Source organism: Streptomyces sp. NPDC020192 (genome assembly GCF_044388685.1).
Taxonomy (GTDB): Bacteria; Actinomycetota; Actinomycetes; order Streptomycetales; family Streptomycetaceae; genus Streptomyces.
Genome location: NZ_JBIRXG010000001.1, coordinates 422,534 through 444,831, shown reverse-complemented (window position 1 = coordinate 444,831; position 22,298 = coordinate 422,534). Strand labels below are relative to the sequence as shown.

The 22,298-nt window shown below is 69.8% G+C and carries 21 protein-coding genes and 1 riboswitch; of the genes, 16 read left to right on the top strand and 5 right to left on the bottom strand.

Annotation, left to right across the window (positions count from 1 at the left end; genetic code table 11):
- The first annotated feature begins 135 nt into the window (after positions 1 to 135).
- The 4 genes from coxB to ACH47Z_RS02070 all read left to right on the top strand — a co-directional run bounded on the left by coxB (position 136) and on the right by ACH47Z_RS02070 (position 4,637).
- Entirely contained in the window at positions 136 to 1,095 is a 960-nt protein-coding gene (gene coxB / locus ACH47Z_RS02085) for a cytochrome c oxidase subunit II (protein ID WP_399069503.1), read from the top strand.
- The gene (gene ctaD / locus ACH47Z_RS02080) at positions 1,092 to 2,825 is read left to right on the top strand and encodes a cytochrome c oxidase subunit I (RefSeq protein ID WP_399069502.1); all 1,734 of its coding nucleotides are present in this window, start codon (positions 1,092 to 1,094) and stop codon (positions 2,823 to 2,825) included. The genes coxB and ctaD overlap by 4 nt, the downstream gene beginning before the upstream one ends.
- Positions 2,822 to 3,220 (top strand): cytochrome c oxidase subunit 4, encoded by a 399-nt coding sequence (locus ACH47Z_RS02075; protein WP_031166647.1) that lies wholly within the window; start codon positions 2,822 to 2,824, stop codon positions 3,218 to 3,220. The genes ctaD and ACH47Z_RS02075 overlap by 4 nt, the downstream gene beginning before the upstream one ends.
- A 154-nt stretch (positions 3,221 to 3,374) precedes the next feature.
- Positions 3,375 to 4,637: an Ig-like domain-containing protein gene (locus ACH47Z_RS02070; RefSeq protein WP_399069500.1), complete on the top strand. Its 1,263-nt coding sequence runs from the start codon at positions 3,375 to 3,377 to the stop codon at positions 4,635 to 4,637.
- Between the two features lie 39 nt (positions 4,638 to 4,676).
- Here ACH47Z_RS02070 and ACH47Z_RS02065 read toward each other — a convergent pair whose 3' ends face one another.
- Positions 4,677 to 5,078, bottom strand: a complete 402-nt coding sequence (locus ACH47Z_RS02065) for a hypothetical protein (protein ID WP_399069499.1) — start codon at positions 5,076 to 5,078, stop codon at positions 4,677 to 4,679.
- A 168-nt stretch (positions 5,079 to 5,246) separates the two neighbouring features.
- On the opposite strand from ACH47Z_RS02065, the gene ACH47Z_RS02060 reads away from it, so the two are divergent.
- From ACH47Z_RS02060 to ACH47Z_RS02035, 6 genes are all read left to right on the top strand, one after another.
- On the top strand, positions 5,247 to 5,867 hold the full coding sequence (locus ACH47Z_RS02060; RefSeq protein ID WP_399069497.1) for a heme-copper oxidase subunit III: 621 nt from the start codon (positions 5,247 to 5,249) through the stop codon (positions 5,865 to 5,867).
- Between the two features lie 62 nt (positions 5,868 to 5,929).
- Entirely contained in the window at positions 5,930 to 6,742 is an 813-nt protein-coding gene (locus ACH47Z_RS02055) for a c-type cytochrome (protein ID WP_399069495.1), read from the top strand.
- The gene (locus ACH47Z_RS02050; protein ID WP_399069493.1) at positions 6,739 to 7,797 is read left to right on the top strand and encodes a Rieske 2Fe-2S domain-containing protein; all 1,059 of its coding nucleotides are present in this window, start codon (positions 6,739 to 6,741) and stop codon (positions 7,795 to 7,797) included. The genes ACH47Z_RS02055 and ACH47Z_RS02050 overlap by 4 nt, the downstream gene beginning before the upstream one ends.
- Positions 7,794 to 9,431 (top strand): cytochrome bc complex cytochrome b subunit, encoded by a 1,638-nt coding sequence (locus ACH47Z_RS02045; protein ID WP_399069491.1) that lies wholly within the window; start codon positions 7,794 to 7,796, stop codon positions 9,429 to 9,431. Before ACH47Z_RS02050 ends, ACH47Z_RS02045 begins: the two co-directional genes overlap by 4 nt.
- A 126-nt stretch (positions 9,432 to 9,557) precedes the next feature.
- Positions 9,558 to 10,622, top strand: coding sequence for an anthranilate phosphoribosyltransferase (gene trpD, locus ACH47Z_RS02040; RefSeq protein WP_399069489.1), 1,065 nt, complete (start codon positions 9,558 to 9,560; stop codon positions 10,620 to 10,622).
- A gap of 85 nt (positions 10,623 to 10,707) precedes the next feature.
- Positions 10,708 to 10,824, top strand: a riboswitch (SAM riboswitch).
- A gap of 163 nt (positions 10,825 to 10,987) precedes the next feature.
- The gene (locus tag ACH47Z_RS02035; RefSeq protein ID WP_399069487.1) at positions 10,988 to 12,349 is read left to right on the top strand and encodes an aminotransferase class V-fold PLP-dependent enzyme; all 1,362 of its coding nucleotides are present in this window, start codon (positions 10,988 to 10,990) and stop codon (positions 12,347 to 12,349) included.
- Here the strand turns inward: ACH47Z_RS02035 and ACH47Z_RS02030 are convergent, their stop codons facing one another.
- Positions 12,350 to 12,631, bottom strand: a complete 282-nt coding sequence (locus ACH47Z_RS02030; protein WP_399069485.1) for an Lrp/AsnC family transcriptional regulator — start codon at positions 12,629 to 12,631, stop codon at positions 12,350 to 12,352.
- Entirely contained in the window at positions 12,628 to 13,419 is a 792-nt protein-coding gene (locus ACH47Z_RS02025) for a rhomboid family intramembrane serine protease (RefSeq protein ID WP_399069483.1), read from the bottom strand. The genes ACH47Z_RS02030 and ACH47Z_RS02025 overlap by 4 nt, the downstream gene beginning before the upstream one ends.
- A gap of 152 nt (positions 13,420 to 13,571) precedes the next feature.
- Between ACH47Z_RS02025 and ACH47Z_RS02020 the strand changes: the two genes are divergently transcribed.
- The 5 genes from ACH47Z_RS02020 to ACH47Z_RS02000 all read left to right on the top strand — a co-directional run bounded on the left by ACH47Z_RS02020 (position 13,572) and on the right by ACH47Z_RS02000 (position 18,954).
- Positions 13,572 to 13,811, top strand: coding sequence for a hypothetical protein (locus ACH47Z_RS02020; RefSeq protein WP_399069481.1), 240 nt, complete (start codon positions 13,572 to 13,574; stop codon positions 13,809 to 13,811).
- A 48-nt stretch (positions 13,812 to 13,859) separates the two neighbouring features.
- Complete coding sequence (locus ACH47Z_RS02015; protein WP_399069480.1) at positions 13,860 to 15,203, top strand: NYN domain-containing protein; 1,344 nt, start codon at positions 13,860 to 13,862, stop codon at positions 15,201 to 15,203.
- Positions 15,204 to 15,423: 220 nt separating this feature from the next.
- Complete coding sequence (locus ACH47Z_RS02010; RefSeq protein WP_399069479.1) at positions 15,424 to 16,455, top strand: NlpC/P60 family protein; 1,032 nt, start codon at positions 15,424 to 15,426, stop codon at positions 16,453 to 16,455.
- A gap of 269 nt (positions 16,456 to 16,724) precedes the next feature.
- Positions 16,725 to 17,735 carry an NlpC/P60 family protein gene (locus ACH47Z_RS02005; RefSeq protein WP_399069477.1) on the top strand — a complete coding sequence of 337 codons (1,011 nt, stop codon included), beginning with the start codon at positions 16,725 to 16,727 and terminating at the stop codon, positions 17,733 to 17,735.
- Between the two features lie 28 nt (positions 17,736 to 17,763).
- Positions 17,764 to 18,954 carry a hypothetical protein gene (locus tag ACH47Z_RS02000; RefSeq protein ID WP_399069475.1) on the top strand — a complete coding sequence of 397 codons (1,191 nt, stop codon included), beginning with the start codon at positions 17,764 to 17,766 and terminating at the stop codon, positions 18,952 to 18,954.
- Here ACH47Z_RS02000 and ACH47Z_RS01995 read toward each other — a convergent pair.
- The gene (locus tag ACH47Z_RS01995; RefSeq protein WP_399069473.1) at positions 18,935 to 19,468 is read right to left on the bottom strand and encodes a PadR family transcriptional regulator; all 534 of its coding nucleotides are present in this window, start codon (positions 19,466 to 19,468) and stop codon (positions 18,935 to 18,937) included. The genes ACH47Z_RS02000 and ACH47Z_RS01995 overlap by 20 nt on opposite strands.
- Positions 19,469 to 19,556: 88 nt before the next feature.
- Here ACH47Z_RS01995 and ACH47Z_RS01990 point away from each other — a divergent pair, with 88 nt between their 5' ends.
- Positions 19,557 to 20,879, top strand: coding sequence for an MATE family efflux transporter (locus tag ACH47Z_RS01990; RefSeq protein ID WP_399069471.1), 1,323 nt, complete (start codon positions 19,557 to 19,559; stop codon positions 20,877 to 20,879).
- A gap of 146 nt (positions 20,880 to 21,025) precedes the next feature.
- Here ACH47Z_RS01990 and ACH47Z_RS01985 read toward each other — a convergent pair whose 3' ends face one another.
- A complete protein-coding gene (locus tag ACH47Z_RS01985) occupies positions 21,026 to 22,261 on the bottom strand; it encodes a glycosyltransferase 87 family protein (RefSeq protein WP_399069469.1) in 1,236 nt (411 codons plus the stop codon).
- Positions 22,262 to 22,298 lie beyond the last annotated feature (37 nt).

The following is a 22,298-nucleotide window of genomic DNA, read 5'->3' as shown; positions in this document are numbered from 1 at the left end:
CCGCGAACCCCCGGAGGGCGTCGGCTAGGGTTTGGTCCGCATAAACATCCAAACCCCTGCCCGCCGCAGGGCGGCGACCGACCAGCGAGAAGGCCGCAGCCGACCGCGCGGGCGAGACTCTCGGGAAGGCGCTACGTGAGTCCCAACGGCTCCGACCGCTCGCCGCGGCGCCCGATGCGGCGGAAGCTGCTGCAGGCACTGACCGCGGGCCTGGTCCTGGCGACCGCAACCGGTTGCACATACAAGGACTTCCCCCGCCTTGGCATGCCCACCCCGACCACGGAAGAGGCTCCGCGGATCCTCTCCCTGTGGCAGGGCTCCTGGGCTGCCGCGCTGGCCACCGGCGTGCTGGTGTGGGGCCTGATCCTGTGGAGTGCTTTCTTCCACCGGCGCAGCCGCACCAAGGTCGAGGTACCTCCGCAGACTCGGTACAACATGCCGATCGAGGCCCTGTACACGGTGGTCCCGATCATCATCATCTCGGTGCTCTTCTACTTCACGGCCCGGGACGAGTCGAAGCTCCTGGACCTGTCCAAGAAGCCCGACGTCACCATCAACGTGGTCGGCTACCAGTGGAGCTGGGGCTTCAACTACGTCGAGAGTGTCCCCGGGGTCCCCGGCGACGCCAAGACGGACAAGAACCTGGACGCCATTCCGGACCGGTTCAAGAAGGACTTCCCGGCCGGCGCCGGCGGTGTCTACGACGCCGGTACGCCCGCCACGCGGAACCCGCAGACGGGTAACCCCGGTCCGACGCTCTGGCTCCCCAAGGGCAAGACGGTCCGCTTCGTCCTCACCTCTCGTGACGTCATCCACTCCTTCTGGGTGGTGCCGTTCCTGATGAAGATGGACGTCATCCCGGGCCACACCAACTCGTTCCAGGTGACTCCGAACCATGAGGGCACCTTCCTCGGCAAGTGCGCCGAGCTCTGCGGCGTCGACCACTCGCGGATGCTGTTCAACGTGAAGGTCGTCTCCCCGGCGGCGTACCAGAAGCACCTCCAGGACCTCGCCAAGAAGGGGCAGACCGGTTACATTCCCGCCGGCATCGCGCAGACGAGCCACGAGAAGAACCGGGAGACGAACAACCTGTGAGCATCCTCAACGAACCCCAGGGTGCCGCCGCAGCTGAGGACTCGTACGAGAACGAGCTGCCGGTCAGGCGCAAGCAGCCCGGCAATGTCGTGGTGAAGTGGCTGACGACCACCGACCACAAGACCATCGGAACGCTGTATCTGACGACGTCGTTCGCGTTCTTCCTGATCGGCGGCGTGATGGCGCTCCTCATGCGCGCCGAGCTGGCCCGGCCGGGCCTGCAGATCATGTCGAACGAGCAGTTCAACCAGGCGTTCACGATGCACGGCACGATCATGCTGCTGATGTTCGCGACGCCGCTGTTCGCCGGTTTCGCCAACTGGATCATGCCGCTGCAGATCGGCGCGCCCGACGTGGCGTTCCCGCGGCTGAACATGTTCGCCTACTGGCTGTACCTGTTCGGCTCGCTCATCGCGGTGGGCGGCTTCCTCACCCCGCAGGGCGCGGCCGACTTCGGCTGGTTCGCCTACTCGCCGCTGTCGGACGCGGTCCGCTCGCCGGGCGTCGGCGCCGACATGTGGATCATGGGTCTGGCCATGTCCGGCTTCGGCACCATCCTCGGCTCGGTCAACTTCATCACCACGATCATCTGCATGCGTGCCCCGGGCATGACCATGTTCCGCATGCCGATCTTCGTGTGGAACGTGCTGCTGACCGGTGTGCTGGTCCTGCTCGCCTTCCCGGTGCTGGCCGCCGCGCTGTTCGCCCTGGAGGCGGACCGCAAGTTCGGTGCCCATGTATTCGACGCCGCAAATGGCGGCGCACTACTTTGGCAACATCTCTTCTGGTTCTTCGGACACCCAGAGGTGTACATCATCGCGCTGCCATTCTTCGGAATCATCTCCGAAGTGATCCCGGTGTTCTCCCGTAAGCCGATGTTCGGTTACATGGGTCTGATCGCCGCGACCATCGCGATCGCCGGTCTGTCCGTGACGGTGTGGGCCCACCACATGTACGTCACCGGTGGTGTGCTGCTGCCGTTCTTCTCCTTCATGACCTTCCTGATCGCCGTACCGACCGGTGTGAAGTTCTTCAACTGGATCGGCACGATGTGGAAGGGCTCGCTGTCCTTCGAGACGCCGATGCTCTGGGCGACCGGCTTCCTGATCACCTTCACGTTCGGTGGTCTGACCGGTGTCATCCTGGCCTCGCCGCCGATGGACTTCCACGTCTCCGACTCGTACTTCGTGGTGGCCCACTTCCACTACGTGGTCTTCGGTACGGTCGTCTTCGCGATGTTCTCCGGCTTCCACTTCTGGTGGCCGAAGATGACCGGCAAGATGCTGGACGAGCGCCTCGGCAAGATCACCTTCTGGACGCTGTTCATCGGCTTCCACGGCACCTTCCTGGTCCAGCACTGGCTGGGTGCCGAGGGCATGCCGCGTCGTTACGCCGACTACCTGGCGGCCGACGGCTTCACCGCCCTGAACACGGTCTCGACCATCAGCTCCTTCCTGCTCGGCCTGTCGATACTGCCGTTCCTCTACAACGTGTGGAAGACGGCCAAGTACGGCAAGAAGGTCGAGGTCGACGACCCGTGGGGCTACGGCCGCTCGCTCGAGTGGGCGACGTCCTGCCCGCCGCCGCGGCACAACTTCCTCACCCTGCCGCGGATCCGCAGCGAATCCCCGGCGTTCGACCTGCACCACCCCGAGATCGCCGCTCTCGAGCAGCTTGAGTACGCCGGTCACGGCACCGCCGTCGAGGGCAGCAAGGAGGCCGGCAAGTGAAGATCCAGGGTCGGATGTTCATCTGGCTGAGCGTCTTCATCCTGATCATGGCCATCGTGTATGGCGTGTGGTCGAAGGAGCCGGCCGGTACCACCGCACTGTTCCTGGCCTTCGGCCTGAGCGTCATGATCGGCTTCTACCTGGGCTTCACGGCCCGGCGGGTCGACGCGGGTGCCCAGGACGACAAGGAGGCCGACGTCGCGGACGACGCGGGCGAGCTGGGCTTCTTCAGCCCGCACAGCTGGCAGCCGCTCATGCTGGGCTTCGGCGGTGCGATCGCCTTCCTCAGCATCGCGGTCGGCTGGTGGCTGATCTACTTCTCCGCGCCGTTCATCGTGATCGGCCTGTTCGGCTGGGTGTTCGAGTACTACCACGGTGAGAACCGCACCCAGTAGCACACGGGAACACGCACGGAAGCCCGGACACTCCATCAGGAGGGTCCGGGCTTCCGGCCTTTCCGGGTGCCCTGTCCTTCGTCTGCCGGAGTGCCGATCCCTCGGACGGGTTACATGACGCGCAAATGGGGTGAACGCCTCATAGCGTGATCGTATGAACCACACTCCGCGGACCCGCACCGTCGTCGGCTGCACGTTGCTGGCGACCGCCCTCGGCGCGAGCCTCACCGCCTGCGGTTCGGACGGCAACCCCCTGGCGGACAAGCCGTACGACGCGGCGGGCCTGATCTCCTTCAGCGGCCCCACCGGTGAGGGAAAGCGGGCCGACCCGGACAAGCCCCTGGAGGTCACCGCCACGAGCGATGACGACCGGATCACCGACGTGACCGTCCAGGACGCCGCAGGGCGCTACGTGGCGGGCGAACTCGCCGCTGACGGCAGCCGATGGCACAGCACCTCCCCGCTGGCCGCCAACGCCCACTACACGGTCACGGTGAGCACCGAGGACGAGGGCGGCGCGCCCGGCCGCAAGGTCGTCACGGTCGACACCAGCCGGCCCGCCGCGCAGAAGCGGCTGAACGTCAAGCTGGGCCCGGACGCGGGCGAGTACGGGGTCGGACAGCCCGTCACCGCCGAACTCGACCAGGAGATCAAGGACAAGGCGCAGCGTGCCGTCATCGAGCGTGCCCTCAGGGTGGACTCCACGCCGGCCGTGCCGGGCTCCTGGTACTGGGTGAGCGGCAAGGAACTCCACTACCGGCCCCAGGAGTACTGGCCCGTCCACACCACCGTCTCGGTGCACAGCAACCTGGACGGCATCAAGATCGGCGACCGGCTGTGGGGCGGCGCCTCCAAGCCGCTGAAGTTCACGATCGGTGACCGGGTCGAGGCCGTCACGGACGCCGCGTCCCACCAGATGACGGTCTACCGGAACGGCAAGGTGATCAACCAGATCCCCATCACCACCGGCAGGCCCGGCTGGGAGACCCGCAACGGCGTCAAGGTCGTCCTGGAGAAGCAGTACTTCGTACGCATGCGCGGCACCACGGTCGGCATCGCCGCGGGCACCTCCGACTCCTACGACCTGCCGGTCTACTACGCCACCCGGGTGACCTGGTCCGGCGAGTACGTCCACGCCGCGCCCTGGTCCGTGGGCTCACAGGGCTACGCGAACGTCAGCCACGGCTGCACGGGCATGAGTACGTCCAACGCCCAGTGGTTCTTCAACACCGTCCGCGAGGGCGACATCGTCAGGGTCGTCAACTCGGGCGGCCGGCAGATGGAACCCTTCGGCAACGGCTTCGGCGACTGGAACGTCGACTGGAAGAAGTGGGCCACGGGCAGCGCCCTGACTAAGGGCACGACGAACGGCCAGGCACCCGGACAGGTGGTAAGGCTCCAGCCGACGGCGCTGTGAGGTGAAGCGCCCCGAAGGGGCGCCTCGCGCCCCGCACCCCTAGGCGCTCAACAACCGCTTGTGCCGCAGCAGAGAAGCGAGCGAGGCGGCGAACTCCACAGGGTCCACCGGCAAGGTGACCGCGGCATCGGCGCGGCTCCACGTGGCCAGCCACGCGTCCTGCGGCCGGCCCATGAGGAGCAGCACCGGCGGGCAGTTGAACACCTCGTCCTTGATCTGCCGGCACACCCCCATACCCCCCATGGGCACGGCCTCACCGTCGAGCACGCAGACGTCGATCCCGCCCTTGTCCAGCTCACGCAGCACGGCGTCGGGCGTCGCACACTCCACGAACTCGACCAAGGGGACGTCAGGGGCCGGCCTGCGGCCGGAGGCCATCCGTACCTGCTCGCGGGTGTTGGAGTCGTCGCTGTAGACCAGCACGGTGGCGGTCGGCTGCATGGTTCCTCCGGTGACGTCAGCGTCGTACGGACGGGACGGACAGGGCCGTTCGCGCCGGATGTTACTCCCGTCGAAGTCCCCATGAACACCACGTCAACACCGGTTCGGCGGGCAGCAACACTCCGAACGGCACCCCCCGGAGTGAGGGCGGGATAAGCGACCGACATAATGTCGGTCGTGGCGACAGCAACGACAGTAGAAACCGGGCACGCGCACCCGTCGGTCAATCGGCCGAACCTCACCAGCGTCGGAACCATCATCTGGCTGAGTTCCGAGCTGATGTTCTTCGCGGCCCTCTTCGCGATGTACTTCACCCTGCGATCGGTGACGGGTCCGGCGCACTGGAAGCACATGGCCGATGCGCTCAATGTGCCCTTCTCGGCGACGAACACCACGATCCTGGTGCTCTCCTCGCTCACCTGCCAGCTCGGCGTGTTCGCGGCCGAGCGCGGTGACGTGAAGAAGCTCCGCATGTGGTTCATCGTCACCTTCATCATGGGTGCGATCTTCATCGGCGGTCAGATCTACGAGTACACGAGCCTGGTGAAGGACGACGGCATCTCGCTGTCCTCCGACCCGTACGGCTCGGTGTTCTACCTGACCACCGGCTTCCACGGCCTGCACGTGACGGGCGGTCTCATCGCCTTCCTGCTGGTCCTCGGCCGCACCTACATGGCCAAGAGGTTCACTCACGAGCAGGCGACCGCCGCCATCGTCGTGTCCTACTACTGGCACTTCGTCGACGTGGTCTGGATCGGCCTCTTCGCCACGATCTACCTGATCAAGTAGCGGGACCGGCTCCCGCACATCCAGAAGCATCGACGCAGAAGATCCTGACACCGGGGTAATCCGTGAAAAAGCTCTCCGTACGACGACGCCATCCGCTGGCGGCGGTCGTCGTCCTACTCCTCGCGCTGGCGGCCACTGGGGGGCTGTACGCCGCGTTCGCACCCGCGAGCAAGGCACAGGCCGATGAAACCTCCCAGTCCCTGACCATCAAGGAGGGCAAGAAGCTCTACGAGGTCGGCTGCGCCAGCTGCCACGGCACCGGTGGCCAGGGCTCCTCCGACGGGCCGAGCCTGGTCGGCGTGGGCGCCGCGGCCGTCGACTTCCAGGTCGGCACGGGCCGTATGCCGGCCGCCACCTCGCAGGGCGCCCAGGTCCCGCGCAAGAAGGTCATCTACAACCAGACGCAGATCGACCAGCTCGCCGCGTACGTCGCCTCGCTGGGCGCCGGCCCGAGCATCCCCACCAAGGACCAGTACGGCCCCGACGGTGCGGACATCGCCAAGGGCGGCGAGCTGTTCCGTACCAACTGCGCGCAGTGCCACAACTTCACCGGCAAGGGCGGTGCCCTGACCAAGGGCAAGTTCGCGCCGAGCCTGGAGGGTGTCGCTCCCAAGCACATCTACGAGGCCATGCAGACGGGCCCGCAGAACATGCCGTCCTTCCCCGACACCACGATGACGTCGAAGAACAAGAAGGACATCATCGCGTACCTGAACGCGGTCAACGGCGACAAGACGGAGAACCCCGGCGGTCTGGAGCTGGGCGGCCTCGGGCCGGTCAGTGAGGGTCTGTTCGCCTGGATCTTCGGCCTCGGCGCGCTGATCGCGGTCGCCGTCTGGGTCGCCGCTCGGACCGCAAAGGCCAAGAAGTCATGAGTAGCCAAGACATTCCAGAAGAGAACCTGCCCGCTGAGCAGGAGCACGCGCACGCCGCCGTGAGCGTCGCGGACGAGAAGAACCCGTTCGCCGACCCGGGCCTGCCCCCGCACGAGCACCGTATCCAGGACATCGACGAGCGGGCCGCCAGGCGGTCCGAGCGCGTCGTCGCCCTGCTGTTCACGCTGTCGATGCTGGCCACCGTCGGCTTCATCGCCGCCTACCTGGCGGTGCCGCACGACAAGTCGATCTTCGTCTTCCCGATCGGCCACGTCAGCGCGCTGAACTTCGCCCTGGGTCTCACCCTCGGCACGGCGCTGTTCTGCATCGGCGCGGGCGCGGTCCACTGGGCCCGCACCCTGATGTCCGACGTGGAGATGGCCGACGAGCGGCACGCGATCGAGGCCTCGCCGGAGCTCAAGGCGAAGGTCATGGAGGACTTCCGCCAGGGTGCCGAGGAGTCCGGTCTCGGCCGTCGCAAGCTGATCCGCAACACGATGTTCGGCGCGCTGACCCTGATGCCGCTCTCCGCCGTCTTCCTGCTCGGCGGTCTCGGCCCGGCGCCGAAGTCCAAGCTGCGGCACACCATGTGGGCCAAGGGCAAGCGTCTGGTCAACATGAACACGAACCAGCCGCTGCGTCCCGAGGACGTCGCCGTCGGCTCGCTCACCTTCGCCAAGCCCGACGGCCTGGAGGAGACGAACGAGGACTTCCAGAACGAGATCGCCAAGGCCGCCCTGATGATCATCCGGCTCCAGCCGGACAACATCAAGGACAAGCGCGAGCTCGACTGGTCGCACCAGGGCATCGTGGCCTTCTCGAAGATCTGCACCCACGTCGGCTGCCCGATCTCGCTGTACGAGCAGCAGACGCACCACGTGCTGTGCCCGTGCCACCAGTCCACCTTCGACCTCTCCGACGGTGCCCGAGTGATCTTCGGCCCCGCCGGCCACGCCCTGCCGCAGCTGCGCATCGGCGTGGACAGCGACGGTTACCTCCAGGCGCTCGGCGACTTCGAGGAGCCCGTCGGTCCTGCATTCTGGGAGCGCGGATGAGCACTACAGCGAACGACACCTCCCGCGCACGCGGGAACGCCCCGGCCGGCGAGCGCGTCGCCGACTGGGTCGACGGCCGCCTGGGGATCTACTCCCTGGCCAAGAGCAACATGCGCAAGATCTTCCCCGACCACTGGTCGTTCATGTTGGGCGAAGTGTGCATGTACAGCTTCCTCATCATCATCCTGACGGGTGTCTATCTGACGCTGTTCTTCCACCCGTCGATGAACGAGGTCGTGTACCACGGCTCGTATGTCCCGCTCCAGGGACAGCTGATGTCCGAGGCGTTCAACTCGACCGTGCACATCTCCTTCGACGTGCGTGGTGGTCTGCTCATCCGGCAGATCCACCACTGGGCCGCGCTGATCTTCCTCGCGGGCATGTTCGTGCACATGATGCGCGTGTTCTTCACCGGCGCGTTCCGCAAGCCGCGTGAGATCAACTGGCTGTTCGGCTTCCTGCTGTTCGTCCTCGGCATGTTCACCGGCTTCACCGGTTACTCGCTCCCGGACGACCTGCTCTCCGGCACCGGTGTGCGCTTCACCGAGGGTGCGATCCTGTCGATCCCGATCGTCGGCACGTACATCTCGATGTTCCTCTTCGGCGGCGAGTTCCCCGGTCACGACTTCGTCGGCCGGTTCTACTCGATCCACATCCTGCTGCTGCCGGGCATCATGCTCGGCCTGATGGTGGCGCACCTGATCCTGGTCTTCTACCACAAGCACACGCAGTTCGCGGGCCCCGGAAAGAGCGAGAAGAACGTCGTCGGCATGCCGCTGCTGCCGGTGTACATGGCCAAGGCCGGAGGCTTCTTCTTCCTGGTCTTCGGTGTCATCGCGGCCATCGCGGCCGTCGCGCAGATCAACCCGATCTGGGCCATGGGCCCCTACCGTCCGGACCAGGTGTCCACCGGCGCCCAGCCCGACTGGTACATGGGCTTCGCCGAGGGTCTCGTCCGCTACATGCCGGGCTGGGAGATCAACCTCTGGGGTCACACGCTCGTCCTGGGTGTGTTCATCCCGCTGGTGCTCTTCGGTCTCGTCCTGGCGGCGATCGCGGTCTACCCGTTCATCGAGTCCTGGGTCACCGGCGACAAGAGCGAGCACCACATCCTGGACCGCCCGCGCAACGCCCCGACCCGTACCGCGTTCGGTGTCGCCTGGGTGACGATCTACATGATCGGCCTGGTCGGCGGTGGCAACGACCTGTGGGCCACCCACTTCCACCTGTCGATCAACGACGTCACCTGGTTCGTCCGGATCGGCTTCTTCGTCGGCCCGGTCATCGCGTTCATCGTCACCAAGCGGATCTGCCTGGGTCTGCAGCGCCGTGACCGCGAGAAGGTGCTGCACGGTCGCGAGACCGGCATCATCAAGCGCCTGCCGCACGGTGAGTTCATCGAGGTGCACGAGCCGCTCAGCCAGGAGCAGCTGCACACGCTCACGGCTCACCACCAGTACGAGCCGGCCCAGGTCGGCCCGGCGGTCGACGAGAACGGTGTCCAGCGCAAGATCCCGGCCTCGGAGAAGCTGCGGGTCAAGCTGTCCAGCGCCTACTACGGCGAGGACAACCAGATCCCGAAGGCCACCGTCGACGAGTACAAGGAGATCACCAGCGGCCACGGCCACCACTGATCACCGCGTCGCCACGCCACGCTGAGGGGCCCCGTCCGGCTTACGGACGGGGCCCTTCGCCGTGCCCCGGGGCCGATAGGGTGGCATCAACCACTGATTCCGCAGGTACGACACCCAGGAGCTGCCATGAGCGCTGTGACCCCCGCTGGAGGCGACACCGCGGCGGGCCGCTCCTGGCCCGCCCTGCTGAACGGCCTGCTCGGCGGCCACGACCTGTCCGCCGACGACACCGCGTGGGCGATGGACCGGATCATGCGCGGCGAGGCGACCGACGCGCAGATCGCCGGGTTCGCGGTGGCCCTGCGGGCCAAGGGGCAGACGGTCGAGGAGATCACCGGTCTGGTCCGCACGATGTACGAGCACGCGAACGTGATCGAGGTGCCCGGCCGGACCGTCGACATCGTCGGCACGGGCGGCGACGGGGCGAAGACGGTGAACATCTCCACGATGTCCTCGCTGGTCGTCGCCGGTACGGGCGCCAAGGTCGTGAAGCACGGCAACCGCGCCGCCTCCTCCGCCTCCGGGGCTTCCGACGTCCTGGAGCAGCTGGGCGTCAACCTCGACCTCACGCCCCGGCGGGTGGCCGAGGTCGCCGAGGAGGCCGGCATCACCTTCTGCTTCGCGATCAAGTTCCATCCGGCGCTGCGTCATGTGGGCGCCGCCCGCGGCCAGTTGGGCATCCGGACGGTGTTCAACCTGCTCGGTCCGCTGACCAACCCGGCGAAGGTACGGGCCCAGGCGGTCGGCGTGGCCGTCGCGCGGGAGGCGCCGATCGTCGCGGGCGTGCTCGCGGAGCGTGGCAACTCCGCGCTGGTCTTCCGCGGCGACGACGGCCTGGACGAGCTGACGACGACGTCCACGTCCCACGTCTGGATCGTCAGGGACGGCAAGGTCACCGAGGAGGTCTTCGACCCGCGCGAGGCCGGCCTCGACCTCGTCCCCGTGGAGGCCCTGCGCGGCGGCGACCCGGCCCACAACGCGGAGGTCGCCCGCCGGCTGCTGGACGGTGAGCGGGGCCCGGTCCGGGACGCCGTCGTGCTGAACTCGGCGGCGGCCCTGGTCGCCCTGAACCCGACGGACGCCTCCCTCACCGAACAGCTCCGCGCCGGCATGGCCCGGGCCGTCGAGTCGATCGACTCGGGCGCGGCGAAGCGGGCGCTGGAGCGCTGGGTGGCGGCCACCAACCGCTGACCCCGGCCCGCATGTGACGCAAGGCGCAGTCCAGATGGCGGACCGCGCCTTGCGCGTCGAAGATCGTATGGCAGGATACGAGCCAGGTCATGAGTGACAGCCTTCAGGCCCCGGCCGGCTGTCCGGCAACCCTCCGTCCGTGGCGGGGTGCCCCGGGTGAAGACCAGGCTGTAGGCAACGAGGTCTACGGCAAGCGCGGACCCCTCGAGAAACCAGGGGTCCTGGTCGTCGAGGAGCCTTCCGTGAGCAAGCGAATGCGATAGGGCCGCAGAGCCCCGCCTCCGCATCCCTTTTTTCACTCCACCACCGTTCGAGCGTTCTCTGCTCACGTGGTGAATGACACCTGCCTTCACGGGAGTTGAGCCATGTCTTCCTTCACTGTTGCCGCCGACCAGTCTGTTTGTGCCCCGCTGTCCGTTCTGGGCCGGGATGTCACCGTCCCGCTCGTCACCGGCGGCGAGGTCACGTACGCGGCTCTCGACTACGCGGCCAGCGCCCCCGCCCTCCAGCGCGTCTGGGACGACGTCGCCGCCTACGCGCCGTACTACGGCAGCGTCCACCGGGGTGCCGGCTACCTCTCGCAGCTCTCCACCGACCTGTTCGAGAACGCCCGCAGGACGGTCGCCGAGTTCCTCGGCTGCCGCGCCGACGACCAGGTGATCTTCACCCGCTCCACGACCGACTCCCTGAACCTGCTGGCCCGGGTGATCCCGGACGACTGCCAGGTCTTCGTCTTCGAGACCGAGCACCACGCCTCCCTGCTGCCCTGGCAGGACGCGAACGTCACCTATCTCAACGCCCCGCGCACCCCGCGGCAGGCCGTGGCGACCCTGGAGCGGGCCCTCGCCGACCGTGACCCGCACGGCCCGGCCCTGGTCTGTGTCACCGGCGCCTCCAACGTCACCGGCGAGCTGTGGCCGGTGCGTGAGCTGGCCGCCGCCGCGCACGCCCATGGTGCCCGGATCGTCCTGGACGCCGCCCAGCTGGCCCCGCACCACCCGGTGGACCTGCGTGACCTGGACGTCGACTGGGTCGCCTTCTCCGGGCACAAGCTGTACGCCCCCTTCGGCTCCGGTGTCCTCGCGGGCCGCGCCGACTGGCTGCGCGCGGCCGAGCCGTACCTCGCGGGCGGCGGCGCCAGCCGCACGGTGACCCGGCGCGCGGACGGGGGAGTGGACGTGCAGTGGCACGAGAGCGCCGCCCGGCACGAGGCGGGCTCGCCGAACGTCATCGGCGCCTACTCCATCGCGTCGGCCTGCAAGGCGCTCACCGAGGCCGGCTGGGACACCCTGGTCGCCCGCGAGCAGCACCTCATCCGCACGGTCCGCGCGGGCCTGGCCGAGGTCCCGCAGGTGAAGGTGCTGTCCCTGTTCGGCGACGACGCCCCGCGCGTGGGCGTGATCTCCTTCGTGGTGGAGGGCTGGAACAGCTCCCACTTCGCCGCCGCGCTCTCCGCCGAGTACGGCATCGGCGTCCGCGACGGCCTGTTCTGCGCCCACCCGCTGGTCCGCACCCTGCTCGGCAGCGACCCCCAGACCCAGGGTGAGTGCGGCGCCCCCGAGGCGGCCCCGGGCGAGAAGTCCCTCAACGCCATCCGCGTCAGCTTCGGCGCGGGCACCCCCGACGAGCACGTCGAGCGTTTCGTGAGCGCCGTGAAGGAACTGGTCACCAGTGGCGCCCAGTGGACGTACCACACGGAGGACGGCCGCTGCGTCCCGGCGGTGTGATCAGTTCTCCAGCCCGATGGAGAAGGCCGCCTCGAGGTCGTGCTGGGAGTAGGTGCGGAACGCCACGTGCGTGTCGGTGCCTTCCACGCCGGGAATCTTGCTGATCCGGCCGGGGATGACATCGGCGAGATCGTCGTGCTTGCGCACCCGGACCATCGCGATCAGGTCGTACGTACCCGTGACGGAGAAGACCTCGCTGACCGAGTCCAGCGAAGCGATCTGCTCCGCGATCTCCGGAATCCGGTCCACGCTGGTCTTGATCAGAACGATCGCGGTGATCACGGCTGGTTCTCTCCCTCGGAGGCCTGGGCAGGGGCGGCTTTCACTTTAGCCCGCCCGTCTCCCGCCACCGCCCTTCCAAGGCCGCCCTTCGGGCCCTTCCTTTTGCCGTATCGCACCCACGCGTACCCGAAGCCGAGCCCGAATCCGACCAGGTGGGCGAGGTAGGCCACCCCCGGCCCCTCGCTCGCCTGCGCCGCCGCCAGCCACTGCACCGCCACCCAGAACGGCAGTACGACCCATGCCGGGAACCGCATCGGCAGGAAGAGCAGGAACGGCAGAAGACTGGTCACGCGCGCGCGGGGGAACAGGTAGAGGAACGCGCCGAGGACCGCCGAGATCGCCCCGGAGGCTCCCACCAGCGACTGCTCGGACGAGGCGTTGGCGGCCGCGTACCCCAGCAGGGCGAGATAGCCGCAGCCGGCGTAGAAGAGGGTGAACTCGACGTGGCCCATGCGTTCCTCGGTCATCGCCCCGAAGACGAAGAGGAAGAGCATGTTGCCGAGCAGATGCACCCAGTTGCCGTGCACGAACAGGGCCGTGGCGGGCGTGAGCGCCTCATGGACCGGCCCGCCGAACAGCTCGGCGGGGACCACGCCCCAGTGCCGGAAGTAGGCCCGCTGCGCGGCCGCGAGGACCTCCCCGGAGCCGTAGGCGGGGGTCAGTCCGGAGGCGGGGCCGAGGGCGAAGAGCAGAAAGCACAGGGCGATGAGGCCGTAGGTGATGGGCGCCGAGGTGCCCCGCACCGCTCGGATGGTCCTGCCGGCCGCCGTGCTCCACTCGCTGATCATGACCACAGAGCATGACGTAACGGGACGCATGCCGACAGACCGCCTCGCCGTCGTGGACGGACGGGCGGCGACCACCCGGCAGGCCGTAGGGTTACGGCCACACGCGTCGGCCGACGGCGCGGACGGAGACGAGAAGGAAGCGGACTGCCACGATGACGGTTCCCCTGCCGACCGCGACCACCCGGTGGCGCTGCACCCTGTGCGGCAACCTGACCCGGTTCGACGTGACCCGTTCGTCGAAGGTCGTCGAGTACGTCCATCTCGATCTGGCCGGAGAATCCACGGTGGAGGAGCGCGAGGTGGTCAGTGAGACCATCGAATCGGTGCGCTGCCGCTGGTGCAACGCGGTGGACCAGGTGGAACTCGTGGACAGGCCGGGCGCCGACTCCTGAGCGGGAGGCGGCCCCGGAGAGGCTTTTCTCGGTATTGGGGTGTGACGGATGGTGGAGACCACAGGCGGGGGGCCGGGCGACGGCACCGCTGAGGTGCTTGACCGTCCGCTGCCCGACGGCGTGCGCCGGCGGGTCGTGCAGATCGTCTCGGACGGCTTCGGCGGGCTGACCGTGTCCGAACTGCCCGCACAGTTGCGGCAGTACGCCCGGTTCGCCCCCAATCGCCGGGCGAAGTTCGCCGGGAACGCGATGGCGGCCGCGCTGGAGACCGACCCGTTGTTCCGGCAGCGGATCGGGGAGAAGCTCAGAGAGGCCCAGCCGGAACTCACCGGCGCCCTCGACTCCGGCTCCCCGCCCCCGGCCGCGGACCCGCTCGACGTGGCGGCCGCGGCCTACGTACTGCGCCCGGCGGGCTGGGTGAAGCTGGTCGCCGCGGCCGGCGAGGAGGCCCAGCGCGCGGACGCCGAGCGGGCGGACGAGGAGAGCCGGGTCGAACTGGAGCGGCTGCGCGCCGAGCTGGCCCAGGCCCGCGAGCACACCCGCGCCGAGACCGAACGGCTGCGCGCCGAGCTGGAGTCGGCGAAGAAGGAAGCCGAATCCCTGCACCGCAAGCTCCGTGCCGCGCTCAGCGACGTCAAGCGGGGCGAGGCCGCGCTGCGCAAGGCCCACGGCGAGATGGACTCCGCGCGGGCCGAGGCGCAGGCGCAGGTGTCGTCCGCCGAGAGCGAGTCCCGCCGGCTCAAGGCCCGGCTCGGCGAGGCCGAGGCGGCGCTGGAGGCCACCCGGCGGGCCGTCCGCGAGGGCCGCAGCGTGGAGGACATGCGGGTCCGGCTGCTGCTGGACACCCTGCTGGACGCCACCCAGGGCCTCAGGCGCGAGCTGGCCCTGCCGCCGGTGTCCGTGCGGCCGGCCGAGACCGTGGACGCCGTGGAGCCCGGCCGGATGACCCCGAAGGACATCGCGGCCCGCGCCCTGTCCGAGAACGATCCGGCCATTCTCAACCAGTTGCTCGCGCTGCCCCAGGCGCATCTGGTGGTCGACGGCTACAACGTCACCAAGACCGGCTATCCGCAGATGCCGCTGGAGAAGCAGCGCCTCCGGCTCCTCGGCCAGCTCTCCGCGCTCGCCGCGCAGACCGGCGCCGAGGTGACGTGTGTCTTCGACGGCGCCGAACTGGCCGCGCCGGTGCTGCTCGCGCCGCCGCGCGGGGTGCGGGTGCTGTTCTCCAAGCCGGGCGTCACGGCCGACGAGCTGATCCGCCAGCTGGTGCGCGCGGAACCGCCGGGCCGTCCGGTCATCGTCGCCTCCACCGACCGCGAGGTCGCCGACGGGGTCGCCAGGGCGGGTGCCCGACCGGTGGCGTCTGCGGTGCTTCTCAAGCGACTGTCCTGAAGGTCCAATGGGCATAGGCAATGCCCGAATTGGCCGGATCGTCACGCAACGTAGTGTCAATCGCGCCTCACGCCTGGTGAGTTGTGTGCAAAGAATGCATTGCGTCACGGGATTTTTTGCCGTGAGGATTTGAACTGATCACAACTGGGTCACTAGGGTCAGGGCTCGAACCTCCGAACGGGTGATCGCTCACTCACTCACGAGAAGGAGTTCGTCCTCCGTGGCGTCCCACCGTCGACCCAAGCAGCAGAGTCGCGCCCGCGTGACCGTGCTGACCACCGCCGCCGCCGCAGCTGTCGTGCTGAGCGCGAACGCCGCCAACGCCGCGCCGAGCCAGAAGCTCAGCAAGGACCAGGTCAAGGCCAAGGTCGACGAGCTCTACTCGCAGGCCGAGCAGGCCACCGAGAAGTACGACGGGGCCCAGGCCAAGCAGGAGAAGCTGCAGAAGGAAATATCCACCATCCAGGACAACGTCGCCCGGGGTCAGCAGGACCTCAACAAGCTGCGCGACAGCCTGGGTTCGCTGGCCACCTCGCAGTACCGCACCGGCGGCATCGACCCCTCGGTCCAGCTCTTCCTGTCCTCCAACCCGGACGACTTCCTGGACAAGGCCTCCACGCTCGACCAGCTGAGCGCCCAGCAGGTCGACGCCCTGAAGAAGATCCAGGACAAGCAGCGCGAACTCGCCCAGGAGCGGGCCGAGGCCACCGCGAAGCTCAAGGACCTCTCCGCCACGCGCGCCCAGCTGGCGCAGAACAAGAAGGACGTCCAGGGCAAGCTCTCCGACGCGCAGCAGCTGCTCAACACCCTGACCGCCAAGGAGAGGCAGCAGCTCGCCGCCGACCAGCAGCGCGCCGACCGCTCCTCCAGTGAGCGTGTCCACCTCGGCACCAGCAAGGGCTCCGGCATGGCCGGCGCCGCCTTTTCCGCCGCCCAGAGCGTGATCGGCTCGCCGTACGTCTACGGCGCCTCCGGCCCCTCCTCCTTCGACTGCTCGGGCCTGACCTCCTGGGCCTACGCGCAGGCCGGCGTCTCCATCCCGCGTACCTCGCAGGAGCAGGCCACCATCGGCACCCGGATCACCTCGGTCAACGACCTTCAGGTCGGCGACCTGGTCTTCTTCTACGGCGACATCCACCACGTCGGCCTGTACGCGGGTAACAACATGGTGCTGCACGCCCCGCACACCGGCGCCGTGGTCCGCTACGAGTCCATGTCCGACATGCCGTTCCAGTTCGGCGTCCGGGTCTGACACCACCGTGAAGACCCCGCGGAACCCCCGCGGCCTCACGCGAAACGCGGACACGGGGCGCCCGAACGGGCGAATCCGGTGAACCCAAACTGACTCCACGCCCCGCCGGTGACCTGCGTCAGCGGCGGGGCGTCACTGTGTGTTGCCGTCACGGTCTTTGGCCGGGGCCCTCGCGGACGGCTACTGTCTGGCGCGCTCCCCCGGCGCCGGGGTCTCCCCGTCCCCAGGCGCCGGGGGAGCGGTATCTGTCCGCCAGCAGAAGGACCGCCGTGGGGTCTCATCGCCGTCTTGTCTCCTCCGGATTCGACCGGGGCGCCACCGTACTGTGCGTGCTGTCGGCCGCGGCCGCCGCGCTCGGCGCCGTACCCGCGCACGCGGCGCCGCACGACGGCACCCGCGCCGAGGTGGACCGCCTCTACCAGGAGGCCGAGCAGGCGACCCAGGCCTTCGACAAGGCCCAGGAACAGGCCGACTCGCTGCGCCGTGAGGTGAGCGGCGCCCAGGACCACATCGCCCGGCAGCAGCAGCGCATCAACACCCTGCGCGAGCATCTCGGCTCGCTGGCCGGCGCCCAGTACCGGGCCGGCGGCATCGACCCGGCCGTGGCGCTGCTCTTCTCCGACGACCCCGACGACTACCTCGACAAGGCCGCCACCCTCGACCGCATCAGCGCCCAACAGGCGGGCCAGCTACGTGAGTTGAGGCTGGCGATGCGGGAGCTCGCGCAGGAGCGCTCCGAGGCGGCCGGGAAGCTCGCCGAGCTGGAGAAGAGCCGCCAGGCCGTGGCCGTGCACAAGAAGACCGTCGAGAAGAAGCTCGCCAGGGCCCGGCAGCTGATCGACTCCCTGCCGGACGCCGCCCGCGCCGCCTACGACCGCGCCTCCCGGGACACCCGCGTCGACCTGCCCGACCTGTCGGGCGTCGTCGCCCCCGACGCCCGCGCCGCGGCCGCGGTGGCCGCCGCCCAGTCCGCCCTCGGCCGCCCCTACGTCTGGGGCGCGAACGGCCCCTCCGGCTTCGACTGCTCGGGCCTGATGCAGTGGTCGTACGCACACGCCGGCATCCATCTGCCGCGCACCTCGCAGGAACAGCGCTTCGCCGGCCGCCACGTCCCGCTCTCCCAGGCCCGGCCCGGCGACCTCGTGGTCTACCGCTCCGACGCCAGCCATGTGGCGATGTACGTCGGCAACGGCCGGGTCATCCACGCCCCCTACCCGGGCGCCGCGGTGCGCTACGACCCCGTGGGGATGATGCCGATCTCCTCGGTGACCAGGCCCTGACGGCGACTGCCACCGTTACGATCGGGAAATGGCTGGTCGCAGAAGGGCGGGGTGGATCGGTGCCGTCGGGTTCGCTCTGGTGCTGTCCCTGACCGGATGCGCGAACGGCGGCACGCCCGCCGACCCCGCCCGCACCGAGGTGCAGCACCTGCTCGACCGGCGCTCGGCCGCCCTCCTCGGGCACGACGAGAAGGCGTACGCGGCCACGGGCACCCGCACCGAGTACACCCGGCTGCGTGCGCTCCCGTTGGCCTCCTGGGCGTACCGGGTCACGGCCGTACGACACACCGCCACCGGCGCCAGCGCCGATGCCGAGCTGAGTTACCGGGTCGCCGGGTACGACACGGCCCCGGTCGACGCCCGCCGTACCCTCACCCTCGGCCGTACCGCCGACGGCCAGTGGTACGTCACCGCCGACCAGCCCGCGCAGCAGGCCGGGCAGCAGCTGTGGGACCAGGGGTCGGTGACCGCCGTCCAGGGCGCGCACAGTCTGGTGCTGGGCACCGGGCGGACGGCCGCCGAGCTGCGGGCCTACGCCGGGCTCGCCGACCGTGCGGTGCCGGCCGTCTCCCGGGTGTGGGGCATGGACTGGAGCCGCCGGGTCGTCGTCCTCGTGCCGCGTTCCCTGGACGGCATGGCGGGGCTGCTCGGCTCGCCCCCCGCCGACTACCGGGGCATCGCCGCCGTCACCACGGGGGAGGTGGGAGGCGCGGGAAGGGCGCCCGCGGACCGGGTGGTGGTGAACCCGGAGGCGTACGCCGTGCTGGGCGGCCTCGGCAAACAGGTCGTCCTCACCCACGAGACCACCCATGTGGCCACCCGTGCCCACACCACCGCCGCGACCCCTCTGTGGCTCTCCGAGGGCTACGCGGACTGGATCGGCTACCTCGGCACCGGCCGCACCCCCACCGAGGCCGCGCCGGAACTGACCCGCGCCGTCCGCGACGGCCGCACCCCGGCCGCCCTGCCCACCGACAAGGACTTCGGCTTCACCAGCGACCCCACCAAGCTGGCCCAGGCCTACGAGAGCGGCTGGCTGGCCTGCCGGATGATCGCCGCCCGCTGGGGCACGGCCCGGCTGGACGCCTTCTACCGGGCCGTCGGCGACCGTCGGCAACGGGCGGGCGCGGTCGAGGCGGCGCTGAAGACGGTGCTCGGGACCACGCCGGAGGCGTTCACCGAGCAGTGGCGGGCCTACGTCAGGAGTCAGCTCGGCTGAGCGTCTCGATGGCCTCGCGCAGCCAGGCCCGCTCCGCCGTCCCCGTGGCCCGGGCGACCCGCAGCATCCCCTCCCGGAACAGATCCCCGGCCTCCTCGGCGCGCACCGGCTCGCCCTGCCGGTAGAAGAAGCTCGCCGGGGTCTCAAGGAAGTCCAGCCGGCGGCGCAGTACCGCGGCCTGCCCGGCGGGGTCGTCCAGGTGCCGCAGGAAGGCCAGCACGGTGTTGAAGCGGACGTGGTCGGTGATCTCCGCCTGCTTGGGGCTGCGCAGGCGCTCCAGCAGCTCCGCGCGGCCCTCACCGGTCAGGGACAGCACCCGGCGCGGGGCGGCGCTCGCGCCCTCCTCGGTGCGCTGGTCCAGCAGCCCGGCGGCGACGAGCCGGTTGATGGCCGGGTAGAGCGCCCCGTCGCTGACCGGCCGGACGTGGCCGCTGAGCGCCTTGATCCGCTCCTTCAGCTCATAGCCGTGCAGCGGCTCCTCGGCGAGAAACCCCAGGATCGACAACTCCAGCACCGGTTTTCCTCCTTGCGGCGGCCCAGATGAGCATGCTAACTCTTATCGAGCTACCTCGATTAGTGGTAGCTCGATACGAGGGGGCTCAGTGAACACCCACCGCAAGCAGCTCATAGCTCTCGCCCACCCCGTCTACCTCTCCCTCCTCGCCTCGGTCGCCTCCGGGATCGTCAACACCGTCTGGGTCTCCCGGCTCGGCGGGGCCGCCGTCGCCGCCGTGGCCGTCGCCACCAACACCGAGAACGTGCTGCTCGGCGTCGCGCTGGTCTTCGCCTCCGGTACGACGGTGCTGGTGGCGCACGCCCGCGGTGCCCGGGACCCGGCCGCCGTACGGGCCGCCGTGCGCGGGGGCTGGGCCCTGTGCGCGCTGGTCACCCCCGTGGTCGCGGCCGGCGGCTTCCTGCTGCGCGGGCCGCTGGCCGGTCTGGTCCTCGGCGGGGGCGACGGTGCGGCCCTGCGCCTGGCCACGGCCTACTTCGCGATCTCCCTGCCCGGCATGGCCGTCTTCTTCGCCCAGCAGCTCGTCGACGGCATCCTCAAGGGCGCCGGTGACACCCGCACCCCCATGCGGCTCGCGCTGCTGGCCAACGGCCTGATCCTGGTGGGCGACCCCGTCCTGATCCATGTCTACGGCGTGCGGGGTGCCGCCGCCTCCACGGTGCTGTGCCGCTGCGCCGCCCTCGCGGTGGGCCTGCGCGCCCTGCGCCGTGACCCCCTGTTGCGGGCAGCGGCCGGGGCCCCGCCCGCCGAATCGGTTCCGGCCGCCCTGCGTCGTACGCTCACCACCGGTCTGCCCATGTCCGCCGACTTCACCGTGCGGCAGGGCGGTGCGCTGGTCCTGGTCGCGATCGTGGCCCGGCTCGGGGTGACCGTGGTGGCTGCCTACGCCATCGCCTACAAGGTCATGTACGTCGCCACCATGGCCTTCTACGCCATACGTCAGGCCGCCGCCATCCACACCGCGCACACCCGGGGCGCCGGCACGGACGCGCGGCACGAGATCGGCCGGCAGGCGGTGCTGCTCGCGGGGCTCCTGGGGCTCACCGCCACCGCCCTGTTCGCCGTGACGGCCCCCTGGATCATGGCCGCCTTCGGTGCCGGACCCGGTGTCGCCCACCAGGGCGTGCTGTTCCTGCGCTGTATCGGCCCCTATCTGCTGCTGATGGCCTGCTGCATCGCGCTCGGCGGAGTCTTCGAGGGCAGCGGGGGAGCACCGGCCCTGCTCCGGGTCACCCTGCTCGGCACGGCCGTCCAGCTGCCGCTGGCGTACGCCCTCTCCGGCCTCGGCCTGCCCGGTGTCTGCCTGGCGCTGGCGCTCGCGATGGCCGTGCAGTGCGCGGCGGTGACAGCGCTGCTGCGAAGGGCCGGCCGGCGCGAGAAAGCCGGGATGTCCCTGGCCCGCGCCGGGTGAGCCGGGAGGGACCGGGGCCGCGTCGCCAGGTCGGCGGGGCGGTCCAGGTGAGGTGTGGCGGCCGAGGTCTCCCTGGCGCCCGCGGGCTGCCGTGGCCTGCCGGGTGTCGTGGGTCGGCCGTCATCTCCCGGCGTGGGCCGGCCGCGTCAGGAGGAGACCGGGGTCTCCCGCGGCCGGGCCGGCTCCGGCGGGAGCGGGGCGGCGGGGGCCGGAGGGACGGTCTCGCGCCACAGGCGGCGGCCCGCCGTGACGGAGGCGGCGAGCAGCAGGCCGTTGCGGACCACCAGCAGCAGCACCCCGTACCGGTCGCTCAGCACCACGTGCAGGAAGCCGAGCGGGAACTCCAGGACCGTCACGAAGGACGCGGCCACGACCATCAGCGCGGGCGCCGCCATCCGGCTCGCCCGGTACGTCAGACAGACCGCGGCGAGACCCACCAGCCAGACCAGGTACTGCGGGCTGATCACCCGGCTGGTCACCGTGAACACCAGCACCGCCGTGAACGCCGCGTCCGCCAGCGTGTGCGGCGCCCGGCGCGTCACCCGCAGCCGCCACAGCAGCAGCCAGCCGAACGCGGCCCCGGTCAGCGCCAGCGCCGCCGTGCTGACCTGCGCCACATGCGGGCCGACGAACTCGACCGACCCGTAGTTCAGCAGCACCTGTCCGCTCCAGCCGAAGTGCCGGGCCACATGGAAGACCAGGGCGCCCAGCGACTCCACCTCGGTGCCCCGGTCCCGCTGGAAGGTCAGGAAGGCGAAGGCGCCCGGCATGGACACCGCGAACACCGCGGCGAGCCCGGCCGCGGTGACCACCGCCGACGCCCACGCCCGGCGCCGGAAGCAGCCGACCAGCAGCAGCGCCGGCCACACCTTCAGCAGTGCCCCGAACGCGGTCAGCGCGCCCATCACCCGCGGATGCCGGACCCCCGCGAGCAGCGCCGCCACGGCCACCGCGGTCACCATCACGTCGTAGCGGGCGAACACCGTCGGGCCGAGCAGCGGCACGCCCGCCACCCACACCCAGGCCCCGCGCGGCGACCGCCCGGAGCGCCCGGCCGGACGCAGCAGCAGCTGGAGCACGACCGCGTCGGCGAGGAACGTCAGCATGAAGAAGGCGTGCGTGTACGACAGGAAGGGCAGGGCGGCGGGGGCGAGGACCGGGAGGGCGGCGGCGGGCGGGTACTGCCAGGTCACGTCGTCCAGCGGAAACGTTCCCTGCCGCAGGACCTCGTACCAGCCGCGGTAGATCACCGACACGTCGGAGGTGACGTCCGGGCCCGGGAAGACCCACACCTGGAAGACGAACAGCAGCAGCACCAGACGGGTGACGCCCCAGGTCGCGAGCAGCCATGCCAGGGACCGCCCGGCGCCCTTCGTCTCCACGTGATCCCCTGCCGTTCGAATTCAGGTCGGGCACCAT

Coding starts and splice junctions, on each gene's coding strand:
- ACH47Z_RS02060 (WP_399069497.1), top strand. CDS start 5,247: ATGTCGGTCGTGGCGACAGCAACGACAGTAGAAACCGGGCACGCGCAC.
- ACH47Z_RS02065 (WP_399069499.1), bottom strand. CDS start 5,078: ATGCAGCCGACCGCCACCGTGCTGGTCTACAGCGACGACTCCAACACC.
- ACH47Z_RS02025 (WP_399069483.1), bottom strand. CDS start 13,419: ATGATCAGCGAGTGGAGCACGGCGGCCGGCAGGACCATCCGAGCGGTG.
- ACH47Z_RS02045 (WP_399069491.1), top strand. CDS start 7,794: ATGAGCACTACAGCGAACGACACCTCCCGCGCACGCGGGAACGCCCCG.
- ACH47Z_RS02015 (WP_399069480.1), top strand. CDS start 13,860: ATGGTGGAGACCACAGGCGGGGGGCCGGGCGACGGCACCGCTGAGGTG.
- ACH47Z_RS02000 (WP_399069475.1), top strand. CDS start 17,764: ATGGCTGGTCGCAGAAGGGCGGGGTGGATCGGTGCCGTCGGGTTCGCT.
- ACH47Z_RS02050 (WP_399069493.1), top strand. CDS start 6,739: ATGAGTAGCCAAGACATTCCAGAAGAGAACCTGCCCGCTGAGCAGGAG.
- ACH47Z_RS02070 (WP_399069500.1), top strand. CDS start 3,375: ATGAACCACACTCCGCGGACCCGCACCGTCGTCGGCTGCACGTTGCTG.
- ACH47Z_RS02035 (WP_399069487.1), top strand. CDS start 10,988: ATGTCTTCCTTCACTGTTGCCGCCGACCAGTCTGTTTGTGCCCCGCTG.
- trpD (WP_399069489.1), top strand. CDS start 9,558: ATGAGCGCTGTGACCCCCGCTGGAGGCGACACCGCGGCGGGCCGCTCC.
- ACH47Z_RS02020 (WP_399069481.1), top strand. CDS start 13,572: ATGACGGTTCCCCTGCCGACCGCGACCACCCGGTGGCGCTGCACCCTG.